This is a genomic window from Lacrimispora sp. (genome assembly GCF_032078915.1).
In the GTDB taxonomy this organism is placed as follows: domain Bacteria; phylum Bacillota; class Clostridia; order Lachnospirales; family Lachnospiraceae; genus Lacrimispora.
Genome location: NZ_DAMAUN010000031.1, coordinates 1 through 17,023 on the forward strand (window position 1 = coordinate 1; position 17,023 = coordinate 17,023).

The 17,023-nt window shown below is 45.6% G+C and carries 17 protein-coding genes and 1 riboswitch; of the genes, 9 read left to right on the plus strand and 8 right to left on the minus strand.

Features of this window, described 5'->3' with window-relative positions:
* On the minus strand, positions 1–1,175 hold a 1,175-nt coding region (locus tag RT269_RS13515), incomplete at its 3' end, for an ATP-binding protein (RefSeq protein WP_313183341.1).
* 4 nt (positions 1,176–1,179) lie between these two features.
* Positions 1,180–1,887, minus strand: coding sequence for a LytR/AlgR family response regulator transcription factor (locus RT269_RS13520; RefSeq protein ID WP_313183342.1), 708 nt, complete (start codon positions 1,885–1,887; stop codon positions 1,180–1,182).
* Positions 1,888–2,102: 215 nt separating this feature from the next.
* Here RT269_RS13520 and RT269_RS13525 point away from each other — a divergent pair, with 215 nt between their 5' ends.
* The gene (locus tag RT269_RS13525) at positions 2,103–3,242 is read left to right on the plus strand and encodes a M20/M25/M40 family metallo-hydrolase (protein ID WP_313183343.1); all 1,140 of its coding nucleotides are present in this window, start codon (positions 2,103–2,105) and stop codon (positions 3,240–3,242) included.
* A 120-nt stretch (positions 3,243–3,362) separates the two neighbouring features.
* On the opposite strand, the gene rbr is transcribed toward RT269_RS13525, so the two are convergent.
* From rbr to RT269_RS13550, 5 genes are all read right to left on the minus strand, one after another.
* Positions 3,363–3,899, minus strand: a complete 537-nt coding sequence (gene rbr, locus RT269_RS13530) for a rubrerythrin (RefSeq protein ID WP_313183344.1) — start codon at positions 3,897–3,899, stop codon at positions 3,363–3,365.
* Between the two features lie 89 nt (positions 3,900–3,988).
* Entirely contained in the window at positions 3,989–4,531 is a 543-nt protein-coding gene (locus RT269_RS13535) for an NADH peroxidase (RefSeq protein WP_313183345.1), read from the minus strand.
* 111 nt (positions 4,532–4,642) lie between these two features.
* Positions 4,643–5,038: a Fur family transcriptional regulator gene (locus RT269_RS13540; RefSeq protein ID WP_313183347.1), complete on the minus strand. Its 396-nt coding sequence runs from the start codon at positions 5,036–5,038 to the stop codon at positions 4,643–4,645.
* A gap of 97 nt (positions 5,039–5,135) precedes the next feature.
* Positions 5,136–6,065: a LysR family transcriptional regulator gene (locus RT269_RS13545; protein WP_313183348.1), complete on the minus strand. Its 930-nt coding sequence runs from the start codon at positions 6,063–6,065 to the stop codon at positions 5,136–5,138.
* The gene (locus RT269_RS13550) at positions 6,062–6,787 is read right to left on the minus strand and encodes a phosphatase (protein ID WP_313183349.1); all 726 of its coding nucleotides are present in this window, start codon (positions 6,785–6,787) and stop codon (positions 6,062–6,064) included. Before RT269_RS13550 ends, RT269_RS13545 begins: the two co-directional genes overlap by 4 nt.
* A 173-nt stretch (positions 6,788–6,960) precedes the next feature.
* Between RT269_RS13550 and RT269_RS13555 the strand changes: the two genes are divergently transcribed.
* The 8 genes from RT269_RS13555 (at position 6,961) to RT269_RS13590 (ending at position 15,393) form a co-directional block, all read left to right on the plus strand.
* Complete coding sequence (locus RT269_RS13555; RefSeq protein WP_313183350.1) at positions 6,961–7,893, plus strand: S1 RNA-binding domain-containing protein; 933 nt, start codon at positions 6,961–6,963, stop codon at positions 7,891–7,893.
* A 230-nt stretch (positions 7,894–8,123) separates the two neighbouring features.
* Entirely contained in the window at positions 8,124–8,807 is a 684-nt protein-coding gene (locus RT269_RS13560) for a GTP pyrophosphokinase (RefSeq protein WP_054790436.1), read from the plus strand.
* 131 nt (positions 8,808–8,938) lie between these two features.
* On the plus strand, positions 8,939–10,738 hold the full coding sequence (locus RT269_RS13565) for a glycerophosphodiester phosphodiesterase (RefSeq protein WP_313183352.1): 1,800 nt from the start codon (positions 8,939–8,941) through the stop codon (positions 10,736–10,738).
* A 14-nt stretch (positions 10,739–10,752) separates the two neighbouring features.
* The gene (gene dtd, locus RT269_RS13570; RefSeq protein ID WP_025230377.1) at positions 10,753–11,202 is read left to right on the plus strand and encodes a D-aminoacyl-tRNA deacylase; all 450 of its coding nucleotides are present in this window, start codon (positions 10,753–10,755) and stop codon (positions 11,200–11,202) included.
* A 33-nt stretch (positions 11,203–11,235) separates the two neighbouring features.
* Positions 11,236–12,630 (plus strand): aminopeptidase, encoded by a 1,395-nt coding sequence (locus RT269_RS13575; protein WP_313183354.1) that lies wholly within the window; start codon positions 11,236–11,238, stop codon positions 12,628–12,630.
* 261 nt (positions 12,631–12,891) lie between these two features.
* Positions 12,892–13,986, plus strand: a complete 1,095-nt coding sequence (tig, locus tag RT269_RS13580; protein WP_313183357.1) for a trigger factor — start codon at positions 12,892–12,894, stop codon at positions 13,984–13,986.
* A 28-nt stretch (positions 13,987–14,014) separates the two neighbouring features.
* Positions 14,015–14,599 carry a xanthine phosphoribosyltransferase gene (locus RT269_RS13585; RefSeq protein WP_313183359.1) on the plus strand — a complete coding sequence of 195 codons (585 nt, stop codon included), beginning with the start codon at positions 14,015–14,017 and terminating at the stop codon, positions 14,597–14,599.
* Positions 14,596–15,393, plus strand: a complete 798-nt coding sequence (locus tag RT269_RS13590) for an HAD family hydrolase (protein ID WP_313183361.1) — start codon at positions 14,596–14,598, stop codon at positions 15,391–15,393. Before RT269_RS13585 ends, RT269_RS13590 begins: the two co-directional genes overlap by 4 nt.
* Before the next feature lie 83 nt (positions 15,394–15,476).
* Here the strand turns inward: RT269_RS13590 and RT269_RS13595 are convergent, their stop codons facing one another.
* Positions 15,477–16,886 (minus strand): NAD(P)/FAD-dependent oxidoreductase, encoded by a 1,410-nt coding sequence (locus RT269_RS13595; protein ID WP_313183362.1) that lies wholly within the window; start codon positions 16,884–16,886, stop codon positions 15,477–15,479.
* 11 nt (positions 16,887–16,897) lie between these two features.
* A riboswitch (purine riboswitch) is annotated at positions 16,898–16,993 on the minus strand.
* Positions 16,994–17,023 lie beyond the last annotated feature (30 nt).

The window sequence follows — 17,023 nt, forward strand, 5'->3', positions numbered from 1 at the left end:
GTGGGAGGAAGGCTGCCGGTCACCATGGCAAGCTGGTTTTCCAGATAATTTTCACACTGGATCATTAAAAAGTGGTTTCGTTTGAATATGGAAAGATTGATCAGCCTTTTTTCGGGATCTCCATACTGGGAAACACATTCGATAGCATTATCAAGAGCATTACCAAAGATGGAACAGATGTCTTTTACATGAAGAAAGGAAATCAGTTTTCCATCGGCCATGCAGGTTAAGGTGATCTTATTTTGGGCGCAGTAGGTACTTTTGGTGGTCAGTACCACATCTAATACCTGATTCCCTGTATTGGCCATAGCCTCTTGGGTAAGAATGGCTTTCTCCATTTCCGATAGGTATTGTTCCCGTTTTTTGGGATCTTTTTCCGCCCGGATGGCAATCATGTAATGCTTTAGATCATGGAATTCCCGTCTTAACAGTTCCATGTTGTCAATAGCCATGCGGTATTGGTCGTACTGACGCTGTAAGACTCCGTTCATTGCATGGTTTTCGCTGCGGACCTGCAGTTCTTTTCTTCTGTTCTGCTGGGCAAATAGCATCAGGAGCCCTCCGAAATCCACCAGGGTCCTTACATAGAGCAGAGAACTGGTGGCACTGGAAAAGGGGGTATTGGGCATGACAAAGCTGATATTGCTGATCAGAAAGGCTCCCAGAGCAATAAAAACAGCGCCAAGAAGCTCCTTCCGTTCCACTTCCATTCCCTCATCCATTGGAATGTGTTCTTTTTCCAGAACATAATATCCCGTATAAATGCAGCCATAGGAAATTACCATGATCAAAACGGAAAGTGTCCTGCTCACCCGTCCGGAGCTTAGGGCCCACCATACATACAGCTGCCACTGGAAAGAGGCAGTAAACTCCGCCAGAACAAAAGCGCGGACGCAAAGGAATCCTGCGTCATAAGGGGAGATCCGGCAGGAGGTATAGATGGAAAAATACATCATCAGGATGGCGGTGATCATTCCAGGAAACCATAAGTACAGCGGAAGTGTGCCGGCGATTAAGTGGAGAAGAAAAAACAAGCCAAGCATGCCCGCAAAAGAAGCGGCCAGCGTCAGTCCCTTAAGCCTTCTTCGGAGCATGAGGATGTAGCTGATGCAGGCACACCATTCGGCAAGAGCAGTAAAGGGGCGGGGCGTATTCATGAGTTCGCCAAAGTTCATCGGTTTAACCTCCTATATATTCAGCCAGGCATTCCATAAATGCTTTTTTCCGGCTCCGGCTGACGGGAATCCGCTCTCCTGAAAACAGCAGCACCTCGCTGGGCAGGCAGCCGGTCACATGTTTTAAATTAACCAGATAGGCATTGTGGCACTTGGTAAATCCAAAGGTTTTTAAGGCCTCTTCCAACCGTTTCATAGGGCCGGAAGCTACAAAGTTTCCTTTGTCCGTATGAATGAGGACATGGTGCAGCTGGCTTTCAATGTAATAGACGGAGTCCGTGCTCAGCCGCATGGTGCCTTCGGGCCTGTCTATACTGATATAGTGTATAGCCTGCCGTTTTAAGATTCTGCCCACAGCTTTATTAAGGATTTGTGAAAAAGAAAGATAGGGCACTGGTTTTAATATATAACCCAGGGCGTCTACCGTATATCCCTCCACTGCAAACTGGGAAGAGGAGGTAATGAAAATAAAGATCACATCCTCATCAAGCTCCCTGATCTTTTGTGCCGTTTTCATGCCATTTAAATATTTCATCTGAATGTCCAGCAAGATGATATCATAGCTGGCAGTATAGTCCGATACAATATCAAGGCCGTCGGTAAAAGCCTGAACTGAAAAGCTGACGGAATGGTCTTTTTCGTACCGGGTAAGGTAGCTTTTCAGCGTTTCTACATATTCTATCTCATCTTCTACAATAGCGATTTTAATCATATCTTTGTCCTCAAACCGGTCATTCATTTCCTACTATAAAAGTATAGCATGAGCATTAAAAAAAATCCAAGGTATTTTACAGGAGCAAGTCTTTGGAAAATAAAGTAGGTGAAAAGGCCGTACATGTGATAAAATATTCTAAGATAAAGGGTTATATGGGAAAAAGAGCGCAATAGGAAGAGTTAATCAATCTATGGAAAAGGAGTAAAGGGAGCATGAATGAACAGCTAAAAGACATGTGGCAGTATATTGAGGATCACAGCGGGGAAGCTTATGATCTGCTTTTAACCCTTGGAAAAATACCGGCACCTTCTAACCATGAGGAAGAAAGAGCCAGGTTCTGCAGGGACTGGCTGGAAAAACAGGGAGCAAAGGGAGTATATATCGATTCTGCATGGAATGTGATATATCCCATAGGCTGTACCGGAGATAATCCGGTGGTCGTGTTTGCAGCACATACGGATATCGTATTCCCGGATACGGAACCCCTTCCGCTGGTGGTGGAAGAAGGAAAGATCAAGGCACCGGGGATCGGTGACGATACGGCGAACCTTTGTGCACTTTTAATGTGTGGAAAGTACATCGCTCAAAAAGAGATCCTGCCTCAAAACGGCGGCATGCTTCTGGCAGCAAATGCCGGGGAAGAGGGGCTTGGAAATCTGAAAGGTTCAAGGCAGATCATAAAGGATTTCGGAAGCCGTATGACAGCGTTTTATTCTCTTGACGGATATATGGATGGAATCATAAATGATGCGGTAGGTTCTAAAAGATATAAGGTGGAGATATTAACGGAGGGAGGCCATTCCTTTGGAAAATTCGGAAACCGGAATGCCATAGCTTACCTGGCGTCTTTGATCAATACCCTTTATAACCTGAAGGTGCCGGAGACAAAGACGAAAACCACTTACAATGTGGGGACGATTTCAGGGGGAACCTCCGTTAATACCATTGCCCAGCAGGCTGAGATGCTTTATGAGTTCCGTTCGGACAGCAGAGAAGACTTGGAATTTATGGACAGGCATTTTCATAGTGTGATCGAAAGTTACAGGGCAAAGATGATAGAAGTAAACACGACTTTGATGGGAGAGCGTCCCTGTACCGGAGTCGTTAATGAGGAACAGGAAAAGAAATTAGTGGAACATGTTTCTGAGGTCATTTATAAACACACGGGGAACAGGCCGAAGAGAAGTCCCGGCTCCACAGACTGCAACATACCCTTATCCATGGGAATCCCAAGCGTATGTTTTGGAGCTGTAAGAGGCGGTTTGGCTCATACGAGACAGGAATGGATCGAAACAGAAAGCTTAAAGGACGGTTACAGGATCGCCTTTGAAGTCATATTATCTTATTTTTAAGCGGAAGGGACCGCTGGGCCCGGATGAAAAAATACGCCTTGACAGGGCTTTTATCAGCCGTTTCAAGGCGTACATTCATGTCTGCTTCAAATCATCTGGCAGCAGCCATAACAGACGGAATTAATAATTTTCCACTTTTCTTTCAAAATAAGCCTTAGGATGAGCACAGGTTGGACAGATTTCCGGAGCTTCCGGTCCTTCATGGATGTAACCGCAGTTGCGGCACTTCCAGCCAAGAGGAGCATCGCCCTTAAAGGTTTTGTCGTTCTTTAAGCTGTCAAGCAGCTTTAAGTAACGTTTTTCATGAGCAGCTTCTACTTTTCCTACGAATTCAAATTTCAGAGCCAGTTCTTGAAAGCCTTCTGCCCTGGCATCCTCTGCCATTTTCTTATACATATCGGTCCACTCGTAATTTTCACCGGCAGCAGCATCTGCTAAGTTTTCTTCCATGGTACCAATGCCATGCAATTCCTTGAACCACATCTTAGCATGCTCTTTTTCCTGGTCAGCAGTTTCTAAGTACAGGGAAGCCATCTGCTCATAGCCTGCCTTTTTGGCAGCAGATGCATAATATGTATACTTGTTTCTTGCCATGGACTCGCCTGCAAAAGCATCCTTTAAGTTCTGTTCTGTTTTTGTTCCCGCATATTTGGACATCGTATAAACCCTCCTGATTTGAATTTTGTATGATCATTACATTGTAATTGGGGAGCGGTTAGTTTCATATGCCGCTCCCTAAAGGTGTATTAACCGAAATATCTTTCTAATAAGCCCTGGAACGCTTTGCCGTGACGAGCCTCATCCTTTGCCATTTCATGTACTGTGTCATGGATTGCATCTAAGTTTAATGCCTTTGCACGTTTTGCAAGATCGAATTTACCGGCAGTTGCGCCATTCTCAGCAGCAACACGTAATTCCAGGTTCTTCTTTGTGCTGGAGGTTACGCATTCGCCTAATAATTCTGCAAATTTAGAAGCATGCTCAGCCTCCTCGAAAGCAGCCTTCTCATAGTATAAGCCGATCTCAGGATAGCCCTCTCTGTGAGCAGCTCTTGACATTGCAAGATACATACCAACCTCAGAACATTCGCCTTCAAAGTTAGCTCTTAAATCCATCATGATGTCTTCTGGAGAACCCTGTGCAACGCCGATTTCATGCTCGCAAGCCCAGGACATATCTCCATCCTGTAACTTGAACTTTTCAGAAGCAGCCTTGCATACTGGACAGACCTCCGGAGCTGTCTCCCCTTCGTGAACGTAACCGCATACAGTACAAACCCATTTCTTCATGATCTCATGTCTCCTTTTTATTTTTAATATTTATAGTTGTTATTGATGGAAATCGATAACAGTAATTATTACTGATATTAATTTACCATAACTTTATCCTGATGTCAAGTGTTATCGAGAATTATTTTCAAAACAATCCTTGCAGGTCCCATAGAAGTAAATCGTGTGACTGTCCACAGTGCCATCCGCATGCTCCTGAGCCATATGGTTAATGTTCTCCATAGGGGCCAGTGGCAGGTCACTGACCTTTCCGCAATGTTTACATACGAAATGGTAGTGGGGCGAAGTGTCCGCATCAAAGCGGTCTGCGCCATCTCCGCATGTCAGCTTTTTGATTTCACCCAGCTCAACCAGAAGGTTTAAGTTGCGGTATACGGTTCCAAGGCTGATGTTGGGATATTCCTCACGGATCAATGTGTATAGTGCATCGGCAGTGGGATGGTCGTGCCTTGCCATTAGACAGGCTTTAATGGATTCCCGTTGACGGCTATACTTTAATGTTTTCATGGCCGCTCCTTTTCTAAAACAATAATTATATTAGTAACTGTTACTATTTAATAATAAAGGATTTCAGCCCTTTTGTCAATCCACAGTTATATTTTAGCTATATGTTTTCCCGAGCGATCCGTATGAACTCTTCCGTGGCCTGGGATAAATATCTGCCTTTGTAGCGGCCGAATGCCAGAACACCGTGGCTGCGCCTGTAATTTAAGGAGAAAAAATGAAGTCCTGCCTTTTTTATCCCGGCATTTGGGCTTCCGGACATGAACATTTTGGGGTAAAAGGTAATTCCCATTCCCTTGGCTGCAAGGGCAAGCACTGTTTCTATATTCTCTGTCTCCAAAAGAATGGAAGGAGTAAGCTGGGAATCTTCAAAGATTTCATCGGCAATGGTACGCACCCGGTTCCCCTTGTTGATGAGAAGGTAAGGGCAGTCCTTTAAAAGCTGTACGTCCGCATTTTCTTCCAGCACCTTTATCATCTCCTCCTGCTGTCCCGGAAAATACCGGTCCAGAATCTGGTCTGGGACCACAAGGAGGATTTCCTCTTCACAAATAGGAACGGTTTCCACATGATCCGCTTTAAAAGGAAGAAGGTCGATCATTAAATCAATGTTTCCATGGATCAGGGCAGTGCTAAGCTCGGAAGAATTTCCCTCTACCAGATGGATCTCAATGTTTGGAAACTTTTCCTTATAAGCGGGAAGGATGGCAGGTAGAAGGAAGCGCCCCCTGGTATGGGAGATTCCGATGGAAAGCTGCCCCGTGGTAAAGTCCTTGATATCGGCAAGCTCCCGATAGGTTTCATCCTTTAGGTCCAGCATCTGCTTTGCCCGGACCTTTAAAGCCCGGCCTGCGTAGGTCAGGGTAAGCGGCATGGTACGGTTGAAAAGCTGGACATCAAACTCCTTTTCCAGATTGGAAATATGGCTGCTTAAAGATTGCTGGGAGATGTACAGCTGCTTGGCAGCACGGGTGATATTTAATTCCTCCGCAACCGCCAGAAAGTATTCCAGGTTCAGGAAGTTGATCATAGATAAGCCTCCAGCTTCGGAATATAGGGAATGAGCTTATTAAGGGAAGTGTTTACAATAAGCTCTTCCGGGAAATTCAATTCTTCAATAAGTTCTAAGGCTCTCACATGGTTTCCCACATCCGCTTCCGTATGGGCGTCGCTGTCAATGATGATGGAAGCCTTATAACGCTTGCAAAGCTCCAGCATGATCCGGTAATTTTCAGCGGCGTTCATTCTTGCGCTTAAGGGATGAAGGGAACTGGAATTAAGCTCCAAAAGGGTATGGTTTTCAGCGGCGGCGGAAACAAGGGTGTCATAATCCACCGGAAAACGGCTGTCATCAGGGTGGCCGATGATGTGGATCAGAGGATTTTCAATGGCTCCGAGATACGCTCTTGTATTTTCAGAGGAAGTTCCGCTTTTGTAGCAGGGTTCATGGAGGCTGGCAATGGAGTAATCCATTTTTTCCAGAAGGCCTTTTCGCAAATCCACACGCCCCGTGTGATCCATAATATTAAGCTCAACGCCCATGAGTATATTTACTCCGTAGATTTTACGGGGGATTACTTTAAAATTTATAAAATAAAACTCGTGGCATGTTCCTGGCATTTTAGGTGCGTGATCCGTAGAGCCCATGAGGGCAAGACCTTTTTCTGAGGCAGATTTAGCCATTTCATATAAAGTGTTGTACGCATGTCCGCTGGCTACGGTGTGGGTATGCAGGTCCATAATGTCGTTCATGATTCTTGTCCTTTCTGTATCTGGCCTGGGGGCATCCCCAGTGGAAAATATTTCATATATATAAATATAACATATTTTTACAGAGAAAACTATAGAAATATCAGGCGGGATGTGATAAATATATAGGTAGATTTTATGCAGTACTGAGTGATTTATGAGCGGAGGAGATATCAATGAGCGAAGAGATGAAGGAAACAGGCGTAAGGGAAGAAGCAGTAGAGACCATGGCTGATTATGCCGCAGAACTGGAAGCATCCTTTAAAAGGGTAAAAGAAGGAGATGTTCTTACAGGGACCGTTATAAGTGTGGATGAGGACAAGGTCACATTGGATCTAAAGTATTTTGCGGAGGGGATCATTGATAAGGAGAATCTAAGCAATGATCCGGAATTTAACTTACTTAGGGAAATCCAGCCTGGGGACGAAATCACGGCAACGGTTATAAACGCCAATGACAGGGAAGGAAACGTGGTCCTTTCCAAAAAACTGGCGGGTGACCAGATGGCCTGGGAAACCCTGGGTGGTTTGTTAAAGGACCGCACCATTGTCAATGTAAAAATCGCTGAGATCGTCAAAGGCGGAGCGGTTGCTTACCTGGAGGGGATCCGGGGATTTATACCGGCTTCCAAGCTTGCGGGGGAATATGTGGAGGACTTAGAGGAATATAATGGAAAGACCATTGAAGTCACAGTCATCACCGCAGACGAGGAAAATAATAAGCTGGTGCTTTCAGGCAAAGAGCCGGCTCTTATGAAACAGAAGGAAGAAACCAACAAAAAGATCGCAAAGTGCGAGGTAGGGTCCATTATGGAGGGAACGGTGGACAATATAAAAGATTACGGTGCGTTTATTAACCTGGAAAACGGGCTTTCCGGCCTTCTTCATATCTCACAGATCAGCACCCAGAGGATCAAGCATCCCGGGGTCGTGTTAAAGGAGGGACAGACGGTAAAGGTGAAGATCATATCCATAGCGGATCATAAGATAAGCTTAAGCATGAAGGCCCTCCAGGATGAAGAGGAAGCGAATGTAGAGGTCTTTGATTACAAGGAAGAAGGTTCAGCATTTACAGGTCTTTCGGCACTCTTAAAGGGATTGAAATTTTAGAAAATCAGGAAAAAGAATATAAAATATCAGGTTTCTATGGTATACTATTCTTGAGGAGCAGGGGCTGCCGGGCGATGGGGCTGCCCCTGTCTCGCTGACTTGCGCGAATAATGAGCCGAAGAAATATGCCTGCTTATTTATTTGGCGAATGCCGCTGAGGCTAAGAAAAACCCGCAAAGCGTGTTTTTTTTAGTTGGAAATGCGGGTGCGAGAGAGAGGGGGAATGTGGAATGAATATTCCCAAATCATTTAATCAGGTCGATCAGTGGAAATCTGTAATGTTTTTGTATGACTCGGCATTAAAGGAAATCAGTACAAAAATCGAAATACTAAATAATGAGTTTGTGCATATCTACAATTACAATCCCATTGAACACATTAAGTCAAGGCTTAAGACCCCTGACAGCATTGTGAAAAAGCTGAAACGGTATGGCTATGACGTGACGATCGACAACATGGTGGAGAAATTAAATGATATTGCAGGGATACGGATTATCTGTTCTTTTACATCGGATATTTACCAGATTGCGGAGATGATAACAAAGCAAAGCGATGTCACGGTTCTTTATGTGAAGGACTATATTAAGTATCCTAAGCCTAACGGTTATAAAAGCTATCATATGGTGATAACCATTCCCATCTATCTGACGGATGGTCCGGTGGACACCAAGGTGGAAATTCAAATCAGGACGATTGCCATGGATTTCTGGGCAAGCCTGGAACATAAGATATATTATAAGTTTGAAGGCAATGCACCTGCGTACTTGCAGCAGGAGCTGAAGGCCTGCGCGGATGTGGTGAATATGCTGGATGGGAAGATGTTTTCCTTAAACCAGGCGATTCTGGAACTGAGTGAGGCTCAGCAGCGGGAGACAGCAGGAGAGGACATGATGGATGAGGATGATTTGACTTAATAAATGCAGCCTTGACGATTCCGCTCGCTGAGGCTGTTTTTTGCGCATATTCATCCGGCGAATACCGCAGCAGCTTAGGGAAACTCCCAAAGCGTATTTCTTAATTCTTTCCGCAAAAAGAAGGTTATGGCATGAGTACATTAACAAAAGACACCTGGAAGATCATAAAGTTCAATCAAAAGAATGCGTTTGTTTTTGAATTGCTGTTTCGGCTGGTCACCACGACCCTGTACCTGCTTCTCTTAAACAAAGGCCTTTTATTTGCGCTGCGCATGGCGGGATACAGCTATCTGACCGCCGGAAACATCGGCTATTTCCTGGCAAAGCCCTGGACGGTCCTTATGATTGTGGTGATGTCGGTTATCGGAATCCTGATTCTTATGCTGGAGACCGGCTGCCTTCTTACGCTGTATGAGGGGGCCTTCTATTCCCGCAAGCTTAAAGTGGGGGAGATCTTAACCGGCGGCTTTTTTAAGCTGGCCCATGAGATCCGCAGAAAAAACTGGCGGCTGGGGCTTCTCATTCTGGCGGATTACGGGCTTGTAAACCTGTATCTTATCTACCGGATGCTGACCCATGTAAAGCCTCTTAATTTTGTTATATCCGAGATTTTGAATAAGCCTGTGGGAAAGGTGTCTGTGGCCCTTTTTGTGGTTTTGCTTCTGGCAGTTGTCATTCCGGGAATCTATGCCATTCACGCCTGCATGGTGGAGCAGAAGAATTTCAGGGATGGGTATTTTAGAAGCTTATGGCTTTTAAGACACCGGATATTAAAGGTTGTAATCCTTTTGACCGTCTATTACGCAGCAGCTGTAATAGGACTTTGGCTTGTCTATGCTTTTTGTGTGCTGATTGCCGCTGTGGGAGTGACCTTGTTTACGGACAACAGTCTGGCCCTGGCCATCCTGCCGGCAGCATGCGGCCGGATCGAACTGGTCCTGATTTTTTTAACCAGTATGTTCCTGGCTGTGGGAAACTGGGGAGCATTGAGCGTCCAGTATTTCGGTTTTACCAGCAGCTTTGCAAAAAGGAGCAAAAGCAGCGATTATTCCGGAAGCAAGTATGGGGATAGGAGGCTTGCGGTCCTGTTCATGGCTGTGGCTGCGGCATTCAGCCTGTTTTCCTTTTATGGAGTAGTGCGGAATGGTTCTGCAATTACCACTGACTTGCTCAGCGTGATTCAGATCACCGCCCACCGGGGCAGCTCAAAGGCAGCCCCTGAAAATACCATGGCCGCCATGGCAAGGGCAGTTGATGACCTGGCGGACTTTGTGGAGATCGATGTCCAGGAGACAAAGGATGGCGTGGTGGTGCTGGGGCATGATATCAGCTTAAAAAGAGTATCAGGAATAAACCGTGTCATAAGCTCCTACACCTTTGAGGAATTACAGCAGCTGGATGTGGGAAAGTGGTTTTCTGCTGATTATGAGGGCGAACGGATCCCTTCGTTAGAGGAAGTCATGGTATTCTGCAAGGGTCGGATCAATATAAATATTGAGATCAAGGATTTAGGAAGCGGCAGTGAGCTTCCGGATAAGGTCAGGGAACTGATTGAGAAATACCAGATGAAGGAACAGTGCGTTGTGACTTCTGTACGCCTGTCCTATTTAAGCAGAATCAAGGAAATGGATCCTGATATCCGCACCGGTTATATTATATCAGCAGCCTATGGAGATTATTATTCCAGCGATTCTATCGACTTTATCAGCCTCCGTTCCAGCTTTGTAAGCGAAAGGCTTGTGGAAGCCGCTCATAAGAAGGGAAAGGCGGTTCATGCCTGGACGGTGAACAACAAAAGCGAAATGGAGCGGATGAAGATGCTGGGAGTGGATAATATTATAACGGATTACCCGGTGCTGGCCAGAGAAATTGTATACCGGGAAGCGGCTACGGAAACCCTTTTGGAATACTTAAGACTGGTATTAAAATAGACAGGAGAATGGATATGAAGATTGTTTTACAGCGGGTTGCCCATGCAAAGGTTACTGTGGATGGGCAGCAGATCGGCGCCATAGGGAAAGGCTTTCTGCTTCTTTTGGGAGTGTCTGATACGGATACGGAAGCCATTGCCGATAAAATGGCAGATAAAATATGCAAGTTAAGGATTTTTCCCGATGAAAATGGGAAAACCAACCTTTCCCTTACAGATGTGGGAGGGGAAATCCTGGTGGTCAGCCAGTTTACCCTTTATGCAGACTGCAGGAAGGGCAACCGCCCAAGCTTTACAAAGGCAGGAGGACCGCAGCTTGCAAACAGCCTCTATGAATACGTGGTGGAGCGGTTAAAGACCTATGGAAACCAGGTAGAGCACGGAAGCTTCGGAGCCGACATGAAGGTAGAGCTTTTAAATGACGGACCGTTTACTCTGGTCCTTGACAGCGATGAAATCTGTTAATTAATTATCATAAGAATATGGAGGAATCACGAAATGGAGAAAACAAAAGGACAACAATTGCAGGAAGAACTGACATTTAAATTTCCGCATATCGCAAAGGAGGCGCCTTATCAGCGTGAAGAGGCGGAGATGTTCTGCGAGGGCTATAAGAGATTTCTGGACAACGGAAAAACTGAACGGGAATGCGTCAGAGAGGCCGTGGCAATGCTTGAGATGCAGGGATACCGTCCCTTTGAAACCGGAAGAAACTATAAGACTGGCGATAAGGTGTACTATGTGAACCGCGGCAAGGCCATCATTGCAACCACCTTCGGCAAAGCGGGAATGGAAGAGGGGCTTCGCATCAACGGCGCTCACATCGATTCCCCAAGGCTTGATTTAAAGCCCAATCCTGTTTTTGAAAAAAATGACCTGGCTTATTTTAAGACCCATTATTACGGCGGAATCAAGAAATACCAGTGGGGAACAGTTCCCTTAGCCATCCACGGGGTGATCATTAAGAAAAACGGTGAGATTGTGGAATTAAACATCGGAGAAAAGGAAGGCGACCCCGTATTCTGCGTGACAGATTTACTTCCCCATCTGGCAAGTGAGCAAAATGACAGAAAATTAAGAGATGGTTTAAAGGGCGAGGAACTGAATGTACTCATTAGCTCCATTCCCTTTATTGATGAGGCGGAGCTTAAGGAGCCTGTGAAGCTTCTGGCATTAAAGCTGCTTAACGACCGCTATGGAATTACAGAAGCGGACTTCTTCCGTGCTGAGATTGAGCTGGTACCTGCCCAGAAGGCCTGTGACGTAGGACTGGATCATAGCCTTATCGGTGCTTACGGACAGGATGACAGGGTATGTGCCTATACGGCTCTGATGGCTGAAATCGATGCCAACATGCCTGAATATACGACGGTCACCGTTCTGGCGGATAAAGAGGAAGTCGGTTCCGAGGGAAATACCGGCTTAGATTCCGATTTTGTGCTTCACTACATTCAGGATCTGGCTGCCATGGCCCAGGTGGATGTAAGAAAGGTGCTTAGAAACTCCATCTGCTTATCCTCCGATGTCAATGCGGCTTATGATCCCACCTTTGGCCAGGTATATGAAGACCGCAATTCCTGCTTTTTAAACAAAGGCTGTGTCCTGACCAAGTACACCGGTGTCCGGGGCAAGTCAGGTTCCAACGATGCCAGTGCGGAGCTTATGGCAAAGATCATCGCCTTGATGGAGCAGGAAGGTATTTACTGGCAGATCGGAGAGCTTGGCGCAGTGGATCAGGGCGGCGGCGGCACCATTGCCAAATATGTGGCTCATATGAATGTGGATGTGGTGGATTTAGGAGTGCCCATTCTTTCCATGCATTCTCCTTTTGAGCTCTCTTCCAAGCTTGATGTATACAATACATACAAGGCATTCCGGGCATTTTACAAATAATGCTCCGTTCAGCGGTTATTGGCAATCCGCTTCGCTGCATGTCAGGTGGAGCTTGTGCTCCGCCTGGCACAAACAAGTCCCCCGCTTAATACGTTTCACATAAGAAACAGGGGATTTACCTGGTTCGGTTAAATATAACGGAATATTGAAATTTTTGTTAATTTCGGGAAAAAGCTTTTTTTACCTTGCCCGATATGGTATAACTGACTGGAAGCACTTTTTTAATCAATTATTAAAAATAGAAAGAAAAAGGATCATATTATGAAGAAAATTTTTAAAGTTTGTATGTGCGGTTTGGTTGCCGCCGCTCTTATTTCCGGATGTTCTAAAAAGCCGGCAGAAAAGCCTGCAGAAACTGAGACGGAAGCAACGGAAAGCTCAGCACAGGAAACTCTTGCTGTTGAGGATTTAACGGGTGTGGATAATGGTACCGTCACCCTGGGAGATTACAAAGGAATTGAAGTGACCAAGGATCCCGTAGAAGTGACCGATGACGAAGTGAACCAGGCGGTTCAAAACGATTTATCCGTAAGTGCAAAGGATGTTGAGGTTGACCGGGCCGTTCAGAAGGACGATGTGGTTAATATTGACTATGTAGGAACCAAGGATGGCGTTGCTTTTGATGGCGGAACAGCTCAGGGCTATGACTTAACAATTGGCTCCGGCCAGTTTATCGAAGGCTTTGAAGACGGCCTTGTAGGTGCGAAAAAGGGGGACAAGGTGTCCTTAAACCTTACGTTTCCTGAAGGCTATCAGAATGCGGATCTGGCAGGAAAGGCTGTGGTATTTGATGTAACAGTCAATACCGTTAAAGAAAAGCAGGTTCCGGAATTAAACGATGCTTTTGTTCAGGAAACTACATCCTTTAAGACAGTAGATGAGTACAAGGAAGACAAGAAACAGACTCTTTTACAGAATAAGAATGATGAAGCAGACCAGAAGGTGAAAAGCGATATTTACACTGCTATCTTAAACGGTTCTAAAGTGGAACCTAAGCAGGAAGCAGTTGATGCCAATTTCAATAACATGATTGCCAGATATACAAACCAGGCAGCAGCTTACGGTATGGACTTTAAAACCTTTGTAGGCGCATTTACCGGAATGGGAGAAGAGGACTTTAAGAATGTCATAAAGACTCAGGCAGAGGCGACTGTAGAACAGAGACTGATCGTAAACGCCATAGCGGAAAAAGAGGGAATCACAATTGCGGATGAAGACCGTAAGGAAGTTGCAGAGCAGATGGGTTATGAAAGCGCTGAAAAGATGATCGAGACCGCAGGCCAGTTTGATGTAGATGATTATATTATGAACAATAAAGTAATGGATTTCCTTACAGAGAACGCAGTTATTAAATAATGAATAATTTACGATTGGGGGAACCTTTATGCAGCTTTTAAAGGACAGAATACGGAAAGATGGAAAGATTAAGTCCGGTGATGTGCTGAAAGTAGACAGTTTTTTAAATCATCAGATGGATATCAAGCTGTTCGTAGAAATTGGAAAGGAATTTAAGAGACGCTTTGCCGATTGTGAGGTCAATAAAATCTTGACCATTGAGGCTTCCGGCATTGGCATAGCCTGTATCGTGGCCCAGTACTTTGATGTACCGGTGGTATTTGCAAAGAAATCCAAGACTAAGAATATAGCAGGTGATGTATATACCACCCCGGTGGAATCCTTTACCCACGGAAAGACCTATGACATCATGGTTTCCAAAGAATTCTTAGGAGCCGGTGACAAGGTATTGCTGATCGATGATTTTTTAGCCAACGGAAAAGCCCTGGAAGGTCTGGCTGCTATTGTAAAGGATTCCGGTGCAAAGCTGGTTGGTGCGGGAATCGTGATTGAAAAGGGCTTCCAGCCCGGTGGAGACCGATTAAGAGCGGAAGGAATCCGGGTAGAGTCCCTGGCCATTGTGGAAAGCATGGATGAAACAACAGGGACCGTATGCTTTCGGGGTGACCGATGAGCGAGAAAAGAAAGGCCTTGTTTTTTGATATTGACGGCACGCTATATTCTGAGGTAAACCGGAATGTGCCTGAGAGCGCTAAAGAGGCAATTGTACAGGCTCGAAAGAATGGTCATCTGGTATTTATCAATTCCGGGCGTACCGCTTGCCTGATCGGTTCCATCAAAGAGCTGATCCAGGTAGATGGCTACTGCTGTGGCTGCGGAACCCGTATTATAGCGGAAGACCAGGTTCTTTTTTCCGCGGCGATCCCTCACGAGCGGGGGATTGAGATCAAGAGCATCATACAGGAATATGACCTGGATGGAGTTTTAGAAGGAACGGAAAGCTGTTATTTTAAAAAGGGAACCTCCCGCCTTCCCCAGGTGGAGAGAATGAAGCAAATCGTGGAACGGGAAGGAAACTTATCGCCCTACGGTTGGGAAGAAGACTGTTACGACTTTGATAAGTTCTGTGTTTTTGCAGACGAAAAAAGTGATTTAAAGGGCTTTTCCCGTGCCTTGGGACTGGACTTTGAGATCATTGACCGGGGCAGTGGATTTTATGAATGCGTTCCCTCCCAGTATTCCAAGGCAACAGCCATTGAACTGGTTTTAAAGCACTATGGGATCGCTCTGGAAGATGCCTATGTGTTTGGTGACAGTACCAATGACTTATCGATGTTTGAGTATGCGAAGAACTGCATTCTTATGGGGCATCACAGCGTGGAGCTGGAGCCTTATGCAACCTTTTATACCAAAAATGTGGAAGACGATGGAGTGGCCTATGCGATGAAGAAGCTTGGACTGGCTTGATCGAATATAAAGAAAAAACAGATGGGAGCATCAGCCGATGCTTCCATCTGTTTTTTATACACTAGTGTAACTCTTCTTTACTCTTATTTCATAGCGGCCAGAATACTTCTGGCTACGCTTAAGCCGTTGGCAGATGCCTGCTGAAGCCCTCTTGTTACAGAAGCACCGTCGCCGATGGCGCGCAGGCCCTCTACGCTGGTTTCAAAGTCAGTGTTGACCACAACCTTATTGGAGTAGAATTTTACCTCTACACCATATAACAGGGTTTCATCACTGGCAATACCTGGAGTCACCTTGTCCAGGGCAAGAAGCATTTCTTTTATGTCAACCATAATGCGGTGAGGAAATACCAGGGATAAATCGCCGGGAACCGCATCCTTTAAGGTGGGGATCAGATTGTTGCGGCATAAGCGCTCCTCTGTGGTACGCCTGCCTCTTTGGAAATCACCAAAGGTCTGCACCAGGATCTTGCCGTCACAGAGCATGTTGCTTAACTGGGCGATCTGCTTGCCGTATTCAATGGGGGTCTTAAAGGGTTTTGTAAAGTTTTTGGATACCAGGATTGCAAAGTTGGTGTTGTTTGTCTTGTATTCCTGGGATTTGTAGGCATGACCATTGACAACCGCCAGCCCGTTTTCATAGTATTCCGTGGCTACCTCGCCGGAAGGATTGGTACAGAAGGTACGGACCTTGTCGTCAAAGGTAGGGGTATGGTAAACAAGCTTTGCTTCATAAAGGTTCTTGTTTAAGAATTCCATGACCTCGTCCCGGACCTCTACCCGGACTCCGATATCTACAGTTCCCACCTTGGTTTCAATTCCGTGGTTTTCACAGATGTGGCTGAACCAGTCAGAGCCTTCCCGCCCGATGGCTGACACGATCTCCGGTGCATAACAGACCTCTTCCTTATCGGTAATGACGCCTGTTGCTTTATTATCTTCGATGATAATATCCTTTACCATCGTGTTAAATGCCATTTCAACTCCCTGAGCCAATAAATGCTCCTGGAGGCGGGTGTAAATTTTATAGCCTTCTTCCGTTCCCAGATGGCGGATGGGACATTCGATCAGCTTTAAGTTGGCTCCTATGGCCTTACGTCGGATTTCCTGGATCTCTTTTTGTTTGTCAACGCCGTAAACATTGGTGTCTGCGCCGAATTTCAAGTAAATGTTGTCTGATTCCTTAAGCAGCTCCACTGTTTTATCATATCCAAGTATTTCAGGGAGGTTTCCGCCAACATCAGGGGATAAGGATAATTTTCCATCGGAAAATGCTCCGGCTCCTGCAAAGCCTGTGGTAATGGAGCATGGCTTGCAGCCTACGCATGTTTTTGTCGTCCGTTTCGGACAGGTCCGGTTTTCGATCCGGCGGCCCTTTTCGATCATAAGAATCTTAAGGTCCGGCTTTTTCTCGATCAGCTCATAGGCGCAGAAAATGCCTGAGGGGCCTGCACCAACGATGATGACGTCGTAATTTTTTGAAACATCCTTCATGAACATCACTCCTTTTTCCTTCTAACCCTTATAGCCAACTATTATGGTAGTTGGTAGAAACGCTCAACCGATTATGAACTTATATAAGCGCAACAGCTTTATTCTATCATAGTGGATACGGAAAATACAAGAGATAT

Excerpts from the sequence above, each read along its gene's own strand:
- RT269_RS13540 (WP_313183347.1), bottom strand. The coding sequence starts at position 5,038 with ATGAAAACATTAAAGTATAGCCGTCAACGGGAATCCATTAAAGCCTGT.
- RT269_RS13555 (WP_313183350.1), top strand. The coding sequence starts at position 6,961 with ATGAGCGAAGAGATGAAGGAAACAGGCGTAAGGGAAGAAGCAGTAGAG.
- RT269_RS13520 (WP_313183342.1), bottom strand. The coding sequence starts at position 1,887 with ATGATTAAAATCGCTATTGTAGAAGATGAGATAGAATATGTAGAAACG.
- RT269_RS13545 (WP_313183348.1), bottom strand. The coding sequence starts at position 6,065 with ATGATCAACTTCCTGAACCTGGAATACTTTCTGGCGGTTGCGGAGGAA.
- RT269_RS13550 (WP_313183349.1), bottom strand. The coding sequence starts at position 6,787 with ATGAACGACATTATGGACCTGCATACCCACACCGTAGCCAGCGGACAT.
- RT269_RS13560 (WP_054790436.1), top strand. The coding sequence starts at position 8,124 with ATGAATATTCCCAAATCATTTAATCAGGTCGATCAGTGGAAATCTGTA.
- tig (WP_313183357.1), top strand. The coding sequence starts at position 12,892 with ATGAAGAAAATTTTTAAAGTTTGTATGTGCGGTTTGGTTGCCGCCGCT.
- RT269_RS13575 (WP_313183354.1), top strand. The coding sequence starts at position 11,236 with ATGGAGAAAACAAAAGGACAACAATTGCAGGAAGAACTGACATTTAAA.
- RT269_RS13585 (WP_313183359.1), top strand. The coding sequence starts at position 14,015 with ATGCAGCTTTTAAAGGACAGAATACGGAAAGATGGAAAGATTAAGTCC.
- rbr (WP_313183344.1), bottom strand. The coding sequence starts at position 3,899 with ATGTCCAAATATGCGGGAACAAAAACAGAACAGAACTTAAAGGATGCT.
- RT269_RS13535 (WP_313183345.1), bottom strand. The coding sequence starts at position 4,531 with ATGAAGAAATGGGTTTGTACTGTATGCGGTTACGTTCACGAAGGGGAG.
- RT269_RS13565 (WP_313183352.1), top strand. The coding sequence starts at position 8,939 with ATGAGTACATTAACAAAAGACACCTGGAAGATCATAAAGTTCAATCAA.
- dtd (WP_025230377.1), top strand. The coding sequence starts at position 10,753 with ATGAAGATTGTTTTACAGCGGGTTGCCCATGCAAAGGTTACTGTGGAT.
- RT269_RS13595 (WP_313183362.1), bottom strand. The coding sequence starts at position 16,886 with ATGAAGGATGTTTCAAAAAATTACGACGTCATCATCGTTGGTGCAGGC.
- RT269_RS13590 (WP_313183361.1), top strand. The coding sequence starts at position 14,596 with ATGAGCGAGAAAAGAAAGGCCTTGTTTTTTGATATTGACGGCACGCTA.
- RT269_RS13525 (WP_313183343.1), top strand. The coding sequence starts at position 2,103 with ATGAATGAACAGCTAAAAGACATGTGGCAGTATATTGAGGATCACAGC.